The sequence below is a fragment of the Litorisediminivivens sp. KMU-197 genome, from assembly GCF_056858395.1.
Map to the genome: position 1 here is coordinate 233249 of NZ_JBXEQG010000002.1, position 16420 is coordinate 249668.

The 16420-nt window shown below is 63.9% G+C and carries 15 protein-coding genes; 3 read left to right on the forward strand and 12 right to left on the reverse strand.

What is annotated here, in order from left to right; genetic code table 11:
• Positions 1 to 11 precede the first annotated feature (11 nt).
• Positions 12 to 1319 carry a GumC family protein gene (locus tag AC04PT_RS06020; protein ID WP_482872689.1) on the forward strand — a complete coding sequence of 436 codons (1308 nt, stop codon included), beginning with the start codon at positions 12 to 14 and terminating at the stop codon, positions 1317 to 1319.
• Positions 1320 to 1347: 28 nt separating this feature from the next.
• Here the strand turns inward: AC04PT_RS06020 and AC04PT_RS06025 are convergent, their stop codons facing one another.
• The 6 genes from AC04PT_RS06025 to AC04PT_RS06050 all read right to left on the reverse strand — a co-directional run bounded on the left by AC04PT_RS06025 (position 1348) and on the right by AC04PT_RS06050 (position 8897).
• Positions 1348 to 2427: a nucleotide-binding protein gene (locus tag AC04PT_RS06025; RefSeq protein ID WP_482872690.1), complete on the reverse strand. Its 1080-nt coding sequence runs from the start codon at positions 2425 to 2427 to the stop codon at positions 1348 to 1350.
• A 105-nt stretch (positions 2428 to 2532) separates the two neighbouring features.
• Positions 2533 to 4626: an NAD-dependent epimerase/dehydratase family protein gene (locus tag AC04PT_RS06030; protein ID WP_482872691.1), complete on the reverse strand. Its 2094-nt coding sequence runs from the start codon at positions 4624 to 4626 to the stop codon at positions 2533 to 2535.
• Between the two features lie 5 nt (positions 4627 to 4631).
• Positions 4632 to 5597 (reverse strand): glycosyltransferase family 2 protein, encoded by a 966-nt coding sequence (locus AC04PT_RS06035; RefSeq protein WP_482872692.1) that lies wholly within the window; start codon positions 5595 to 5597, stop codon positions 4632 to 4634.
• A gap of 5 nt (positions 5598 to 5602) precedes the next feature.
• Positions 5603 to 6844 (reverse strand): glycosyltransferase, encoded by a 1242-nt coding sequence (locus AC04PT_RS06040; protein WP_482872693.1) that lies wholly within the window; start codon positions 6842 to 6844, stop codon positions 5603 to 5605.
• On the reverse strand, positions 6841 to 7788 hold the full coding sequence (locus AC04PT_RS06045; RefSeq protein ID WP_482872694.1) for an NAD-dependent epimerase/dehydratase family protein: 948 nt from the start codon (positions 7786 to 7788) through the stop codon (positions 6841 to 6843). Before AC04PT_RS06045 ends, AC04PT_RS06040 begins: the two co-directional genes overlap by 4 nt.
• Positions 7776 to 8897 (reverse strand): Gfo/Idh/MocA family protein, encoded by a 1122-nt coding sequence (locus AC04PT_RS06050; protein WP_482872695.1) that lies wholly within the window; start codon positions 8895 to 8897, stop codon positions 7776 to 7778. The genes AC04PT_RS06045 and AC04PT_RS06050 overlap by 13 nt, the downstream gene beginning before the upstream one ends.
• Before the next feature lie 316 nt (positions 8898 to 9213).
• Between AC04PT_RS06050 and AC04PT_RS06055 the strand changes: the two genes are divergently transcribed.
• Positions 9214 to 9906 carry a WecB/TagA/CpsF family glycosyltransferase gene (locus AC04PT_RS06055; protein WP_482872697.1) on the forward strand — a complete coding sequence of 231 codons (693 nt, stop codon included), beginning with the start codon at positions 9214 to 9216 and terminating at the stop codon, positions 9904 to 9906.
• 3 nt (positions 9907 to 9909) lie between these two features.
• Here the strand turns inward: AC04PT_RS06055 and dxs are convergent, their stop codons facing one another.
• The 6 genes from dxs to AC04PT_RS06085 all read right to left on the reverse strand — a co-directional run bounded on the left by dxs (position 9910) and on the right by AC04PT_RS06085 (position 15280).
• Complete coding sequence (dxs, locus tag AC04PT_RS06060; RefSeq protein ID WP_482872698.1) at positions 9910 to 11838, reverse strand: 1-deoxy-D-xylulose-5-phosphate synthase; 1929 nt, start codon at positions 11836 to 11838, stop codon at positions 9910 to 9912.
• 29 nt (positions 11839 to 11867) lie between these two features.
• Positions 11868 to 12737: a polyprenyl synthetase family protein gene (locus AC04PT_RS06065; protein WP_482872699.1), complete on the reverse strand. Its 870-nt coding sequence runs from the start codon at positions 12735 to 12737 to the stop codon at positions 11868 to 11870.
• Between the two features lie 98 nt (positions 12738 to 12835).
• Complete coding sequence (locus AC04PT_RS06070; protein WP_482872700.1) at positions 12836 to 13078, reverse strand: exodeoxyribonuclease VII small subunit; 243 nt, start codon at positions 13076 to 13078, stop codon at positions 12836 to 12838.
• Positions 13075 to 14001, reverse strand: coding sequence for a histone deacetylase family protein (locus AC04PT_RS06075; protein WP_482873077.1), 927 nt, complete (start codon positions 13999 to 14001; stop codon positions 13075 to 13077). Before AC04PT_RS06075 ends, AC04PT_RS06070 begins: the two co-directional genes overlap by 4 nt.
• Positions 14002 to 14090: 89 nt before the next feature.
• The gene (locus AC04PT_RS06080; protein ID WP_482872702.1) at positions 14091 to 14789 is read right to left on the reverse strand and encodes a response regulator; all 699 of its coding nucleotides are present in this window, start codon (positions 14787 to 14789) and stop codon (positions 14091 to 14093) included.
• The gene (locus AC04PT_RS06085) at positions 14786 to 15280 is read right to left on the reverse strand and encodes a MarR family winged helix-turn-helix transcriptional regulator (protein WP_482872703.1); all 495 of its coding nucleotides are present in this window, start codon (positions 15278 to 15280) and stop codon (positions 14786 to 14788) included. The genes AC04PT_RS06080 and AC04PT_RS06085 overlap by 4 nt, the downstream gene beginning before the upstream one ends.
• A gap of 154 nt (positions 15281 to 15434) precedes the next feature.
• Between AC04PT_RS06085 and AC04PT_RS06090 the strand changes: the two genes are divergently transcribed.
• Positions 15435 to 16304: a branched-chain amino acid aminotransferase gene (locus AC04PT_RS06090; RefSeq protein WP_482872704.1), complete on the forward strand. Its 870-nt coding sequence runs from the start codon at positions 15435 to 15437 to the stop codon at positions 16302 to 16304.
• The last annotated feature ends 116 nt before the right edge of the window (positions 16305 to 16420 follow it).

Here is a 16420-nt window from a genome sequence, read left to right on the forward strand (position 1 = left end):
GAGCGTAGAAGATGAACCAGTTGGGATCGTTCAGCGATCTGTTGTCCGTGCTGCGCCGCCGGCTGCCGCTGATCCTGTTCGTGACGTTGATCGGCTGCGCCCTGTCGGTGCATTTCGCCCTGCGACAGGAAAAGGTTTATGAGGCCATCGCCGTCGTCCAGATCGAGGACGCGCGCATTGTCGATGGCCGCACCGGCCGCACCGACGCCGGCCACCGCCTGCAACTGATCGAACAGCGGATGATGGCGCGTGACAATGTCATCGAAATCATCGAGGACTTCGGCCTGTTTGCGGATGAGGACGAGTCCATCGGTTACAAGGTCGCCCTGTTCCGCGAGGCGACCACCATAACCCCGGTCATGGACAGTGCGCAGCCCTGGCTGACCGACGGCAGCCCTACCGGGCTGACCATCACCGTCACGCTAGCAGACCCGCAGCGCGCTGCCGACGTGGCCAATGAATTGCTGGCGCGCGTGGTTGATCAGGGCCGTTCCCGTCAGGAAGAAGAGACCGAGAACGCGCTGATCTTCTTTTCTGGCGAAGAGCGCCGTCTGATCAACGAAACCGTTGCGTTGGAAGGGCGGCTGGCCGAGTTCAAACAGACCCACTCCGACAGCTTGCCTACCGCCGTGACAGCCCAGCGTGCGCGGCTTGATACCCTGCGCCAAACGGAACTGGATATCGAACGCGATATCATCCAGATCCAGACCGGAAGCCGTCGTACGCGTGAGGGTGTGCTTGAGGCGCAGGTCGCGCAGCTTGACGAACAGCGCCGGCTGGTGCGCGACCGCATCGAAGAGGTCGAAGCAGCGCTGCTGGCCGCGCCGACCGTCGAGCAGGAACTGGCGATACTCACCCGTGAGCTTGACCAGCTTCGCGAACAGTTGCGCCAGGTTACCACCCGCCGTGTCGAGGCCGAGACCGAACAGACCCTTCAGCAGCAACGGCAGACCGAGCGGTTCGAGGTGCTCGAAACCGCACTTGTTCCGGAGCATTCAGTGTCGCGCAGCCGCAAGAAAACCGCCGTCATGGGCGGCATCGCCAGCGTGATCTTCGCTGTTGGCCTTGCCCTGATGCTTGAGATGATGAACCCCGCGATCCGCAATTCCGCGCAGCTCGAACGTGCTTTGGGCATTCAGACAGTGGTGTCGATCCCTGTGGTGACAACGCGACGGGAACGTCGCTGGCACCGGTTCCTCGTGGCGAGCGGGGTTCTGGCCTTCGTGGCCTTGGCGATCGCGGCGGTGCGGCTGATAACCGACAGGTGGCCCAACATCATCCCTTTTAGGCTGGGCGAAGGCCAGACTGCCCGGCCCTGACCGATCCAGTGGCGCAGCCCGTAAGGGCTCAGTAACCGTAGACTTGCGCGTCCTTGTCTTCGGATTTGTTAAGCACCACGCCAAGCAACGGCGTGTCCGTGCCCAGGCGCCGTTCGACATCCCGCACCTGTTGCGGCTTGGTCATGCCGCCGCCGACGATCAGGATGATCCCGTCATAAAGCGGTCGCGCCGCCAGCACGTCGTCGTTGACCAAGGCTGGCGGCATGTCGAAAAGCACAACGTCCGGCTTGAGGGTGGCCTCCATGTCGTTCAGCACCGCTGCCGTCTGGCTGTCCTGCAGCAATTCGGCAGCGTAATCCTCGCGCCGGGCGTTCAGACCGAATGCGATATTATCGCCGATCTTGTGCGGGTTGCGGCCCGGGCGACGCAGAAATTCCTCTGGCGATAGTTTTCCAGACAGGAAGTCCCCCACTGCAGGCGGGTTCGATGCGTTCATGACCTTTGCCAAGGTCGGATGTCGCATGTCCAGATCGAGTATCACCGTCCGGCAATTGCTTTGCCGTGACAGGGATAGCGCGAGGTTGGCGGCCATGAAGGTCTTGCCGCAACCTTCGGTGGGCGAAGTGACAGCGACGCGGGTCCACCCGTTTTCGCGCAGGGCCCGCAACAACTTGGTGCGCAGCACGTCGAAGGCAGAATGGACCGGGTCCTCGCGGGTGGCGGTGATGACGCGGTTTCGTTCCAGCTTGTTTGCGTCGACCGGAAACCGGCCCAGCGCCGCCCAGTTACGGTCGATCCGGGCGGCTGTGGTGGTGTCTTCCGTGACGATGTCTGGCGCGGCAACGGCCTCGCTTTCGCGCGCGGCAGCTTCCCGTGCCTGTGGAACTGTTGAGATCACGCCAGAGTCCATGGCGGCCTGTTCTGCTGATTCGTCATCCCGTCTTGTGTCGGATGGCGCGTCGGTCTCTTCCGGCGTTATCGCGGAAGACGCTTCGCCTTGATCGACTTCTTCGCGCTCGACGGGCGTCGCAACCCGGACAGCATCATCCAGGCGCGTCAGGTCGATATCGCCCGAGAGCGCCGGCTTGGGATCGGGCCCGCCTGCATCGCGCGCTGCGCGTTTCTTTCTGGTCCAGCGTTTTTCCATAGTCATATGCCCGTGCCGGGTTGATCCCGGTCCTGCCCGCGGTCGACGTCCCCGGCAGGGAACACGAAAAATCGGGCAGAAATAAGCCCCTCCGTCCAATGCGGCTCAGAAGCCGAAGAGATTGGCCCGGGTGATCGCCTTGTCGATGAACGCCCTCCGGTCGGTCTCGGGTTGCCAGTCCAGCATGGATTTCGGCTTGGTGTTGTCGAACGGAGACAGATGTGCACGGCTTTTCCAATCTCGAAGCGAAGCGCGGACCGCCCCTCTGCGCCCGAGCAGGTGCCGCTTCAGTTGGTATTTCACAGCGTCGGCGGCCCAGAACGTGTAGAGGTTGCCGTGGCTGACCCTGATCCGCGCGCCAAGTTCCGCGTGGATCGCATCGAAATACGCCCGCGCGGTCATCATCGGCTCGCCCACGAGGTTGAAGCTTTCGCCCATCGCGCGAGGATGATCGCCCATAGTGATCAGCGCGTCGCAGACATCGTCGATCAGCACGAAGGGCAGAATGTTGCGCCCCTTGCCCCATATGCGGACCGCCCCAGCCCCGTGCCACCGACCGATGCCCCAGTGCTGCAGCGGACCGCCGGGGCCGACCACGATGCCAGGGCGGGCGACGGTTATCGGCAGGCCTTCTTCACGGTGCATCTGCATCAGCCTGCGCTCGCATTCCGCCTTGGACCGCGCATAGAGGTTGCGATCTTCCATGTCCTCGGGAAAGCCGGTGGCCTCGGTGATCGTCACCGCCGGATCGGACATGTCATACGAGGCGATGGTACCAGTATAGACCAGACGTTTCACGGCTGCCTCTTGCGCGGCCTTGGCCACGCCCACCGCGACGCCGACGTCGTTTTCCAGCGCCGCGTCCCAGGTTGTGTCAAGCGATCGCGCGAGGTTATAGACCACGTCTACCCCCTGCATCGCCTCGACCAATGCGGCATGATCTTTCAGCGAGACACCCACTGTCTCGACCTGATCCGGCAGGTCGGCGAACGGTCCCGAGCGTCCCCGCGACAGCACCCGCACGTCTGTTCCCCGCCCCACCAGCGCCCGTGTCAGGTGGCGTCCGATGAAGCCGGTGCCGCCGATCACCAGTGCTTTCGGATCGGGCTGGCGGCTTTGTTTAGGGATCGCGGGCGCCGGCAGTGCCGGCATCAAGGCCAACGTGTCCTCCAGCGCTTGCGTGATCTGCATGGCGGAGGTCATGCCGAAGCGCCCATCCACCGGTCGTCCGGTCTCTGCCGCCGAATAAAATGCTCGCACCATGCCCTGAAAGGAGAGCCCGTAAGGTGACTTGCGATTCAGGGACGCCAATTGCCGTGCGCCATTTCTCACGCCTTCCCGCAAGGCTTGGCCTGCTTGTCCCATTTGATGGATGAACGGGTTGGCGACGATGTCGGCACTGTTCTCGCGCTGAACAACCAGCGTGTCGCGGGCGTAGTCCAGCCTGGCCATCGCCGACGATCCCCGCACCGTCACGGAACGGTCGTCCATCACCTCGACCAGAGAGATATTGACCGCCAGGTCCACGCCACCCGCGTGCGCAAGCATTCGCCAAACCTGCGGCCGCGTTCCCATTCCGGGCAGGTCCACCGGCCGACCGATATCGAGGACGGAGACCTTCACCGGTCCGAAAAGGTCACCCGCGAAGGCGTAGAGATGCGGACCGAGCTCTTTCAGCAGGTTTCCCGGCTCACGCAGCAGCCACAACCCGTAGGGTCCCGAGCGCAAGGGCGGAAGCGGAAAATGCCAGTTGATCTCGGCCTGAACAACGCGCCCCAGATCACCTTCGCGGACCAGTCGCTTCAACCGCTCGTAGCCCGGCACCCCGAGGAAATTGTGGCCCGCCGCCAGTACCTTGCCCGAGGTTTCGGCAGCCTTGGTCATGCCGATCATCTCGTCCACAGACAGCGCCACCGGCTTCTCAACCAGACAGTGCAGCCCGGCGTTCAGGCACTGCACCGCAAGTCCGGCATGCAGGTGTGGCGGCGTGCAGATGTGGACCGCGTCCACAGCGCCTGCACGGATCATTGCGTCCACCGAAGTGAAGACCTTTGCGTCAAAAGCCCCGGCCAATGCCTCCGCCGCGTCTCTGTTCGGGTCGCAGACCGCTGCCAATTGCGCCGCACCGGTGGCCTTGATCGCCTCGGCGTGCCAGCCCGCGATATAACCTGCGCCGATGATGCCTGTGCGTAGTGTCATGTGTCTCACTTGTACTCGATGATCGACATGTCCCGCCCCATCCAACGTCGTAGATGAAAACGGATCATGCCAAGGACATTTGGAACCTTTGAAAGTGTCAGGTAGACAGACTGGTGCAGCGCCGGAGCGCGCGCCAGCCCCTCGTTTTGCTTGAGGCCGCGTGCCGTGCGCCACCACGACGCCAGATAGGCCAATGCGACCAGCACGGTCAGCCACGGTGCCGCAATCAGCCCAAAAAACGCCAGCATGGGCGCAGCAAGGCCCCAGACCCACGCGCGCCATCGCTCGCGAACGAAGTATTCCGGGTGCAGGTGACCGACCTGCGCGAAACCGTGGCCCGTACGCACCGCCCGTTGCCACCATTGGGATGGTTTCAGCATTGCCGCATCGTGGCGTGTCATGGGCTCTGGCAGACGCAGCAACCGCCAGCCGGCCTTGCGCAGCCGGCAGCATAGCTCATCATCTTCCGCTGCGATGACCGAGGCGTCGAACCCACCGACCGCGCGAAAGGCTGCCGCACGCACCATCATGTCACCGCCGCAGGCCATGATATCGCCCGCCGGGCGGTGCCATTCGACCTCGGCCATGGCATTGAAGACCGACGCCTCCGGGGCGACCTCGCTGCGCCAGCCAGTCACCAGCCCTAGGGTCGCGTCATTGGACAAGGCCGCTTGGCCGGCATTGATCCAATCCGGGCATATCGCGCAGTCGCCGTCGATGAACTGTACGAATGTCGCCGCGCCCCCGCTGCTTTCCAGGTGATCAATCCCGGCATTGCGTGCCCGTGCCGCCGTGAAGGGGCGCGAGCGATCCAGATGGACCACTTCGGCGCCCGCTGCCTCTGCCGCCGCGATGCTTCCGTCTGTCGAACCACTGTCGACGTAAACTGTACGTCGCGCCAAGCCCCGCGCCGAGACGAGGCAACGTTCCAGTCGCGCGCCTTCGTTGCGACCGATCAGGATCAGGTCCACCTCGGTCACGGACGCTTTCCAGGATGTGAGCTTTCACTCGAATAAATCTCGAATAGCCGGCCCAGCCAGACCGCCTCCTTGTCGATGTCGAAGGCCTCTTCCACGCGTTTGCGTCCGGCTGCGCCCATTTGCCTCCGCCAGTCCGCATCGCTCAGAACGTCGACTATTGCCTCTGCCAAAGTCAGCGCATCGCCCGGATGCACGAGATAGCCGCTGACCTTGTCCTCAACCAGTTCCGGAATGCCGGCGACCGAGGTGGTGATGACCGGTCGCCCCGACGCCATCGCTTCCATCAGCACAACAGGCAAGCCCTCGGCGAAGCTGGGCAGCACAAGTGCGTCGGTTTCCCGCAGGGCTTCGGCGACCTCGGTCTGATTGCGGTAGCCTGCGAAGGTGACGACGTCCCCAAGATCCAGATTGGCGGCGTCCCGCTCCAGCCGCGCCCGTTCCGGGCCATCGCCAATCAGCGTGACACGCAGGTCCGGTAGTTGCGGTTTGAGGAAGGCCAGCGCTTCGAGCAGAACGGGGATGCCTTTGACCGCAGCCAGACGTCCGACGAATAACAGATGCGGCGGTCCATTTCGCGGTGCCGGGTCGTAACGTGCAGGGTCTATGCCACAGTGCACGATATGCAGCTTGTGCCAGAGCTCCCGGCGGGAAAACACCATGGCCTGCGCGCGACAGAACTCTGAGATGCAGGCCACGAAGCGCGCTTGGGCGATTTTTTCGTCCAGACGCCAGTGCTCGGGACCGAAAAAGATGTCCGGGCCGTGCAGGGTGAAACTGAACGGAATGCCCGTCAACCGCGATGCCAGCATTGCCACCGTGCAGCTTGCCTTGGCGATGTGGTTATGCAAGTGCCTGACATTGTTGCGCTTCAGGAACTCGGCCAACATCAGGGCTTCTGCGAAGTAGAACATCTGCCACAGGTGGCCTCGCAGCCCGCCGGGTGCGGTTTTCCACGCCAAGGCGAACGCGCCCCAGAAGCGAGCCGGATGACGCAAGGCGCGCAGTTTGGCACGGGCCAGACGCAGAGGATTACGTGCGGCTTCGAGCACGTGGAAGGTGCCTGCCGCCTCCGAGACCTGCTCATCGCCTACCAGATGCTCGGGGCCGGTGCGGCGGATCGAGCAGGTCAGAACCGCGTTGCCGTGTCTGCGCAACGCCGCGACCTCGCGCTGGATGAATGTGTCTGTGGCGCGGGGATATTCGCCCGTCAGATAGGCGATCGGACTGGGGGCGCTCATGTCTGAGCCTCATGCATCAGCGCCTCGAATCCATGCGCCTGCCGGACGCCGAGGACATCCCGCATGCGGCTGTTGTCGTAACTCACCTTCAGGAAACGGGCCCTGAGCACGTCACGTCGCAGCAGTCCCGGCAGGCGCTCTGCCGGCGCGAACCGCGCGGCGGCCCAGGCCAGCGGGACCAGCCACTGCCACGGCAGGGGCACGGTGACGCGCGGGCCGTCGCGCAGGTTGGCAAGAAAGCGTACCCGGTCCGGCAGGTCTTCGTCGACCACGTTCACCGCCCCCGCCGCAGGACGTTCTGCCGCGTTCAGCAGCGCTGCCACACAGGTAGTGACATGGCAGAGGGGTATTTGTCCTTGGTGAGCGTGCCGGATCAGGACCGGTCCCAATCGCAGGCCCAGATGCGCATTCTGCAAGCGTCCGGGTCCGAAGATTGCTCCGGCGCGAAGAAGTGTGAGTGAATACTCATTTTGTCGCGCAGACCCCTCGACAAGTTTCTCTTGCGCACGCTTTGCCTGTGCGTAGCCGTCACCGTTGCAGCCCTCTATCAACTGGGTGCGCTCCGTGATCAGGTCGCCGGGCTTGACAGCGTCCATATCATAGACCGCGATGGAGCTGAGATGCACGAGCTTGGCCTTCGCCGGCAAACAGGTCAGAAGCTTGCGGGTTGCCTTTAACGTGTCCCGTTCATGGGTTTCAGCATCACCCGACATCGAGGCGGCCAGATGCAACACGACATCCGCTGACGCACAGGCCTCGGCCAGTCCCTCGACTGTTGCCAGATCACCAGCCAGCACCGTGATCCCGTCATCGCCGCTCCAATCCTCGGGCACACGGCCCCGCACAACTGCGATCACCCTGTGGCCACGTTCGCGCGCCTCGCTGACGGTATGGCGTCCGGCGTAACCAGCTGCGCCGGTGATCAGAAGGGTCAGACCGCCCATGGCATCGGCTCCGGTTTGCGGCAGGTGGTCGTCATGTCCTGCGGGCCGGTGTCGTCACCTGCATTGTGAATGGCCAGCGTGACCTCGGTCAGGTGCAGCGAAAAGTCGTTGTCGATACGACAGGCGCGGTCCTCGCGGATTGCCGCGAGCATCTCGACCGGTCCCAAGGCAAAGTTCATCGCGGCCGCCCCCTTGCGCGACACTTGCGGATGTGTCGGCCCACCTGTCCGGCAACGTCGGCCGAAAGGCAATTCCAGCAGTCGCCGCCGAACGCGGATGCGTCGATGATAGCGCACTGGCGCCGCGTTGTTCCATGCTGCGCGCACTTGCAACACGCCATCGTCGCCGATCACCCGGATGCGGTGGTCATGCGGGGCCGCGATCGAGCAGGTCAGCCGTGCAACCTCGCCCGAGTGAAAGAAAAGCGTCGCGACCGAAAAATCCGACGTTCCGTTTCCGCCCGGTTTGCCGGGCAATGTTTCCGCCGACGCCGCCACCACCCGGCGCACCGGTCCAAATGCGGCAATCATCCACGACAGGTAATAGCCCGCGTGCTCCAGCGTACAGCCGACCGCGAACTCATCCTCGGCGGGCCAGAGCGCGCCGCTTTCGCTGATCCAATGGCGATAGGGTGCCTGAGGGATGAAGCCGTCGTCAAGCTCGGCATAGATCAATCGCACTTTACCCGCCGTCTGGTTACGGATTGCCCGCATAAGTAGTTGCGCCGCCTCGCCCAGCACGCTTGCGGGGGCTGAGGCCAGCAACAGCCCCCGGTCTTCGGCCAGCGCGTGCAAGCGTGATGCTTCTTCCAGTGTCAATGCCAGCGGCTTCTCGCACCACACATGGCGGTCCGCATTCAGACACGCGAGATTCACGTCATAATGGGCCGTCGGATTGGTCAGGTTCAGCACCACGGCGCCATCGGGCAAAGCTGCCAAAAAATCTTCGAAATCGGGGTTTGCCGGGACCTTCCAATGGTTTGCGAAAGCCTTCAGGCGCTTCGCGTCAATGTCGTGCACTGCCGCCACCGTGATATCCGGATACAGAGCGAAAGAGCGCATGTAGAGATCGGCAACGAAGCCGCAGCCGATGATGCCCACAGCCTGCATCACCGGTCCTCCCACAGGGGGCCGGGCCAGAGCGTGGTGTCAGGCCTAAATATGCGCAACTGTCGTATCATCCTTCGGATCCAATCCCTTTCACCATGCGAAAGTGGCAATTCTTCGGCCCTCGGTGGCAGAAAACACCTGCGACTTCATGGGAGCCAGAGATTTACGGCCCCAGCCGCCCGTCATGGCCCGATTTGCCCTTATATTTGCCACCAACTCCGGCGAAACTGCCAAGCGCCAATCGGAGGGCATGTCTTTGTATTTTCAGGTGGGACCGACCCGCGTTGCAATCAATATGCCGCGACGTGATGCGCTGATGACCGAAATTGCTGCGCGGTTCGGGCGTGGCGAAGGGTTTGCGCTTGCGACGCTCAACCTCGATCACCTGGTCAAGCTGCGCGACGATCCCCTGTTCCGGGATGCCTATTCGATGCAGGATCTCGTTGTGGCAGACGGTAATCCTCTGGTCTGGATGTCACGGCTGGCAGGTGAGCCGGTAGAGCTGATCCCCGGTTCCGACCTGGTCGAGCCGTTGGCCGATCTGGCGGCCCGGATGTCAATTCCGGTAGCGCTGGTAGGCAGCACCGAGGGCGCCCTGGCCGCGGCAGCAAGAGCCCTTGGCGATCGCATCCCGGAGCTGACCATCGCCACCTGTGTCGCGCCGCCCATGGGTTTTGACCCCGGCAGCCCCGCCGGCGACGTTCTGCTGGACGAGATCGCCGCCTCGGGGGCGGTCATGGTTTTTCTAGCGCTTGGCGCGCCGAAGCAGGAAATCCTCGCGGCGAAGGGCAGGGCGGTGACCCCCGCAATGGGCTTTGCCTCGATAGGCGCGGGTCTCGACTTCCTCGCCGGGCACCAGACCCGGGCGCCAATCTGGGTTCGCAAGCTGGCCCTGGAATGGCTTTGGCGGATGTTGTCGAACCCTTTGCGCCTGACCAAGCGCTATGCAAGATGCTTCGGAATTCTGCCCGGACACGCACTCGAGGCGTTGCGATCGCGCCGGTCTTAAAGGTTACGCCCGTCCGGATTTGATCTCCGAGACGCCCAGCACTTCGAGCACCTTCGCCTCGATATCCTCTGCGTTGAGGCCCGCCACCGCGTACATGTCGCGCGGGCTGGCTTGGTCGATAAAGGTGTCCGGCAGAACCATCGAACGAAACTTGAGCCCGTGATCGAAAACGCCCTCGTCGGCCAGAAGCTGCGCCACGTGCGAGCCGAAGCCGCCCACCGCGCCCTCTTCGATGCAGATCAGTGCCTCGTGCTCGGCCGCGAGTTTCAGGATCAAGTCGCGGTCGAGCGGCTTGGCAAACCGGGCATCCGCCACCGTCGGCGTGATCCCCTTTGCGCCCAGCGCATCGCAGGCGTCCAGCACCTCTTTCAGCCGCGCGCCGAAGGACAACAGGGCCACGCCCTTGCCCTCGCGGACTATGCGGCCCTTGCCGATTTCCAGCGGGACGCCTTTTTCCGGCATTTCGACGCCCACGCCCTCGCCGCGCGGATAGCGGAAAGCGATGGGCCCCGCGTCGTGAGCCGCGGCGGTGGCAACCATGTGAACAAGTTCCGCCTCGTCGGCGGCGGCCATCACTACCATGCCGGGCAGGTTGGCCATGAATGCGATATCGAACGCGCCGGCATGGGTGGCCCCGTCAGCCCCCACCAGCCCGGCCCGGTCGATTGCGAAACGCACCGGCAGGCGCTGTATGGCAACGTCGTGCACCACCTGATCATAGCCGCGTTGCAGGAAGGTCGAGTAGATCGCGCAGAACGGCCTCATGCCGCCCGCCGCCAGACCGGCGGCGAAGGTCACCCCGTGCTGTTCGGCAATGCCCACGTCAAAGCAGCGCCCCGGGTAGCGTGTGCTGAACAGATCGAGTCCGGTGCCGTCGGGCATTGCCGCCGTCACGGCACAGACACGGCTGTCTGCCTCGGCGGCCTTGATCAGCGCCTCGCCGAATACCTTGGTATAGGACGGCGCGTTCGATTTCGCCTTCTTCTGCTTGCCGGTGACGATATCGAACTTGGCAGTGGCATGGCCCTTGTCGCTCGCCGTCTCAGCCGGGTGATACCCCTTGCCCTTGCGCGTCACTGCGTGGATCAGGATCGGCCCGGTCGCGCGCGCCTGAACCGTGCGCAAAACTGGCAGAAGCTGGCCCAGATCGTGGCCGTCGATCGGACCGAGGTAGGAGAACCCAAGCTCCTCGAACAGCGTACCGCCGATGGTCATGCCCTTGAGCATCTCCTTGGCACGCTTGGCGCCTTCGCGGAACGGCTCGGGCAGCAAGGACACCGCCCCCTTGGCAGCGGCCTTGAAATCCTGAAATGGCGCCTCGGCATAGATCCGCGACAGGTAGGACGACATCGCCCCGACTGGCGGCGCGATCGACATTTCGTTGTCATTGAGGATCACGATCAGGCGTTTTTTCAGATGCCCGGCGTTGTTCATCGCCTCATAGGCCATGCCCGCACTCATCGCGCCATCGCCGATCACCGCGATGGCGTCGCCGTGACCGGTCTCGGATGCGCCGCCGAGGTCACGCGCCACCGCAAAGCCGAGCGCGGCGCTGATGGAGGTCGAGCTGTGGGCCGCGCCGAACGGATCGTAGGGGCTCTCGCTGCGCTTGGTGAAGCCCGACAGCCCGTCCTTCTGGCGTAGGGTCCGGATGCGGTCACGCCGACCAGTAAGGATCTTGTGGGGATAGCACTGGTGGCTCACGTCCCAGATGATCTTGTCGCGCGGTGCATCGAACACCGCGTGCAACGCCACGGTCAGCTCGACAACGCCAAGCCCTGCCCCAAGATGGCCGCCGGTTTCGCTGACCGCGCTGATGGTTTCCTCGCGCAGTTCATGCGCCAGCCGGACCAGCTCGGCATCGGAGAACTGCTTGAGGTCGGCGGGTCCGTGAACGCGGTCCAGCAGCGGGGTTTCCGGTCGGTCTGACATGTCGGCTCCTTCATGCCGGGCGTCGGGCCCTAGCTGTCGCGCGAGATAACGAAGCGCGCCGCCTCTCGCAAGGTGTCGGCCCTTGTTCCGAAGGGCAGCAATGCGTCACAGGCGGTTTCGACCAGGGTCCGTGCCTCGGCCTTCGCCCCGCCCAATCCCAGCAGCGAAACGAATGTGGCCTTGCCCGCCGCTTCGTCCTTCTGAAGCCGCTTGCCGGCTTTTTCGGCATCGCCCTCCACATCCAAGATGTCGTCCGCGATCTGAAAGGCAAGGCCCAGCGTCTGCGCATATGCGCGCATCGGAGCAAGGTCCGCCTGCGCCAGCCGCGCCCCGGCCTCGGCCGACCATTGGATCAACGCGCCGGTCTTGCCGGCCTGCAAGGCGGTGATCTGCGCCAGCGTCAGGGGCGCGTCGGCGGTTTCCGCAGCAATGTCAAGCGCCTGGCCCAGCACCATGCCGCGGGCACCTGCGGCTTGCGCCAGCGTCAGCGCAAGATCGGCCCGCACCTCGGCCGCCTCGTGGCAGCGGGGGTCGCAGACCAGCTCGAAACCCAGCGTCTGCAAGGCATCGCCGGCCAGCACCGCCGTCGCCTCGTCCCATTTGACATGCACCGTCGGCTGGCCGCGCCGCAGGTCATCGTCGTCCATGCAGGGCAAGTCGTCATGCACAAGGCTGTAGGCATGCACCGCCTCGATCGCCGCTGCGGGCCACAGCGCCTTGTCTTCGAGGACCCCGAAGAGCCGCGCGCTTTCCATCACCAGAAAACCGCGCAGACCCTTGCCACCGGTGGCGGCATAGCGCATCGCCCGCGTCACGGGCAGGTCGTCCATGCCGGAGATTACGGCGTCAAGGTGGGCCGAGACGCGGGCGGCATCGGATTTCAGGGTGTCGGTGAACATCGGATTGTCCTCAGGCTGTCACACCGGGCCGCAGCGCGGGCCAGGAGTACCGGAGCCTCCGGCGGCAGATTATCTGGCAGGATGGGGCAGCGGCGCGATCAGAGCCCTTCTACCGGGCGTGTGCCGGTGGCATTGCCCTCGGCGTCGGTGGTGATCGCATGGACCTTTTCCTCGGCTTCCTTCAACTTGGTTTCGCAGCGTTTCTTCAGCGCCGCGCCGCGTTCGTAAAGCCGGATCGAATCGTCCAGCGCCACGTCGCCGCGTTCCAACTGGCCGACCACCTGTTCCAGTTCAGCCATCGCCTCTTCAAAGGTCATTTCCTCGACCGGTCTTTCGCTCACGCTGCTGCCTCCTGAAGGGTCCTCACATGGGCGGTCACGCTTTCCGCCAGTGCCGCCAGATCATAGCCCCCTTCAAGGGTAGAGACCACCCGGCCGCCGCAAAGCTCATCGGCCAGCCCGCATATTTCACGGGTGAGCCAGGCGAAGTCCTCGGTGCTCCAATTGAGGTTGGCCAGCGGATCGTCGCGGTGTGCATCAAAGCCCGCCGAGATCAGGATCAGCTCGGGCCTGAAGGCGCGCAGGCGGGGGAAAACCGTGTGGGTATACGCGTCGCGCATCTCGTACCCGTCACTGCCGGGGCTGAGCGGCACGTTCAGCACATTGTCATGGGCACCGCGTTCCGACGGGTCGCCGGAGCCGGGCCATAGCGGCATCTGCTGGCTGGTCGCCAGAAGGGCGCGTTTCTCGTCCCAGAGCAGCGCCTGCGTGCCATTTCCATGGTGCACGTCGAAGTCGATAATGGCCACCCGGTCCAGCCCGTGCCGCTCCAGCGCGTGTTTGGCGCCGATGGCGACATTGCCAAACAGGCAGAACCCCATCGGGGTCTCGGCCTCGGCATGGTGCCCCGGGGGCCGCATTGCGCAGAAGGCATTTCTGGCATCGCCCGTCAGCACCCGGTCAACCGCCTCGCGCGCCGCGCCGACCCCGCGCCACGCGGCGGCCAACGATCCCGGCGACAGCCATGTATCCGCGTCCAGCGCCTTGGCGCCGGCTTCGGGCTGCTCGGCTTCTAACCGCGCTACGTAGCGCTCCAAGTGACACAGCAGCACATCCTCGCGCGTGCCCTCCGGCGCCGTCTCGACCGTCACGTTGGCCTGCCGCAAGGCGTGCAGCACCTGCTCCAGCCGCGCCACCTGCTCGGGGTGGCCCTCTGGCGTCACATGTCCTAATCCGGCCTCGTGGCTCAGCACCAATGTCGGCATCTCGCCCCCGTTTCTTTTCTGTCTCACATGCCCACGTCCCGACCCTTCCGTCGCGGGTGCCGGCAGGCCGGGCGCCTCACCCATTTTTCTCAGTCAGGCGCCAGCATGTAGCCCGCGCCGCGTACCGTCTGCAAATATCTGGGTTGTTTCGGGTCGGCTTCCAGCTTGCGCCTCAGCCGGGTGATCTGTACGTCCACGGCGCGTTCATGGCTCTGGCCCTTGTCGCGGCCGAGATCCTCAACCAATTGCGTGCGGCTCACCGCCTCGCCCGGGCAGGCCGAGAATATCCGCATCAGCTGGCTTTCGGTCGCGGTCAGTCGCACCTGTTCGTCCCCTTGCCACAGTTCGCCGCGTTCGATGTCATAGCGCAAAGGCCCGAGCGACAGCACTTTCGGCATCGCCTGATCCTCTGCCGCCTCGGGCATGCGCCTCAGAATGGCATTGATCCGGAGCAACAATTCCTTGGGCTCAAAGGGTTTCACGAGGTAATCGTCCGCCCCGGCCTCGAGCCCGGCGATCCGGTCTTCGGTCTCGCCCTTGGCGGTCAGAAGCAGAATCGGTGTCGCAGAAGCCTTGCGGAGATCGCGCGTCAGGCTGATCCCGTCCTCGCCCGGCATCATCACGTCCAATACGATCAGGTCGAAGTCCAGCCCCGACAGGATCCGCCGCGCGTGTCCCGCATCGCGCGCTGAACTAACGAGGAAACCGCTGCGGATCAGGAACTTCTGCAAAAGGCTGCGGATACGCTCGTCGTCGTCGACGATCAGCAGATGCACGTCCGGTGTCATGTCCGCGGCTCCCTTAGCGCTTGGTAGTTGCGCCGCATGTCCGGGTCCATCATCGCTTCGAGTACCTGTCGGAACCCGGCCACAGCCTCCGGACCCGCCCGGCGATAGGCAGCCCGCATCCGCGCCCGCTGTGCATCCGAGAGTTGCGCTTCAAGCGCCTTGCCCTCATCGGTCAGGAACAGATGCCGTTCGCGCTTGTCCATCCGGCCCACCCGGCTTTCCACCAGCCCGTCGGCGATCAGGGTCCGCAGCACCCGGTTCAGTGATTGCTTGGTGACGCCGAGGATGTTCAGCAGGTTGTTGACGGTCGTTCCGGGTGCGCAATTGATAAAGTGGATTGCGCGGTGATGCGCCCGGCCATAGGACAGCTCGTCGAGAATGCGATCAGGATCAGCGGTAAACCCGCGATAGGCAAAGAACATTGCCTCGATACCCTGACGCAGTTGTTCGTCTGTCAGGTATAGAAGCTGTTCACCGCTCGGCTCTGCCATGCCGCCTCCCACTCGTCTTTCGATGACAGTACGTCAGCCTTGTTGACATTCCAACCCTGAACTGGTAGCGACTCACAGTTTTTGCGCAACTTTATGTCCGCATCGGACCGAACGGGCGCAACATATGGAAAAAGAACAGCTTTGGAGGAGCGACATGGCTGGCGCTTACGATGACCGCGATGGCAAGATCTGGTTGGACGGCAAGCTCGTCGACTGGCGGGATGCCAACGTGCATGTCCTGACCCACGGGTTGCACTACGCCAGTTCCGTATTCGAAGGCGAACGGGCCTATAACGGCAAGATCTTCAAGAGCGCCCGCCACTCCGAGCGGCTGCGCGAGTCCGGCGAACTGCTTGATATGCCGATCCCCTATTCGGTCGAGGAACTCGAGGCCGCGAAGTACGAAACGCTCAAGGCCAACGGGCTGACCGATGCCTATGTCCGTGCCGTCGCGTGGCGCGGCTCGGGCGAGGACATGGGCGTTGCTTCGTCGAAGAACCCGGTGCGGGTGGCCATTGCCGCATGGGAATGGGGCGCCTACTACGGCGACGCCAAGATGCAGGGCGCCAAGCTCGACATCTCCAAATGGAAGCGCCCCAGCCCCGAGACCATTCCTACCTCGGCCAAGGCTGCCGGGCTTTATATGATCTGCACCATGTCCAAGCACGCGGCCGAGGCGAAGGGGTGCTCGGACGCGCTGTTCATGGATTATCGCGGTTACGTGGCCGAAGCGACCGGCGCCAACATCTTCTTCGTCAAGGACGGGGAAGTGCACACCCCCGACCCCGACTGCATCCTCAACGGCATCACCCGCCAGACGGTGATCGGCATGCTGAAGGACCGCCAGATCACGGTGCACGAGCGCCACATCATGCCCGAGGAACTGGAAGGTTTCGAGCAATGCTGGCTGACCGGCACGGCGGCGGAAGTGACTCCGGTAAGCCAGATCGGCGACTACACCTTCGAAGTCGGTGCGCTGACCCGCGAGATGTCCGAAGCTTACGAAAAGCTGGTGCGCGAATGATCTGAACACGGGGCCGACCTGTCGAAAGGTCGGTCCCGATCTATCAACGGTTTCGGCCGGTTTTGCGATCAAAAAAAGACCCGAGCCGAAGCCCGGGTCAGTCCAACAGGGAGGTG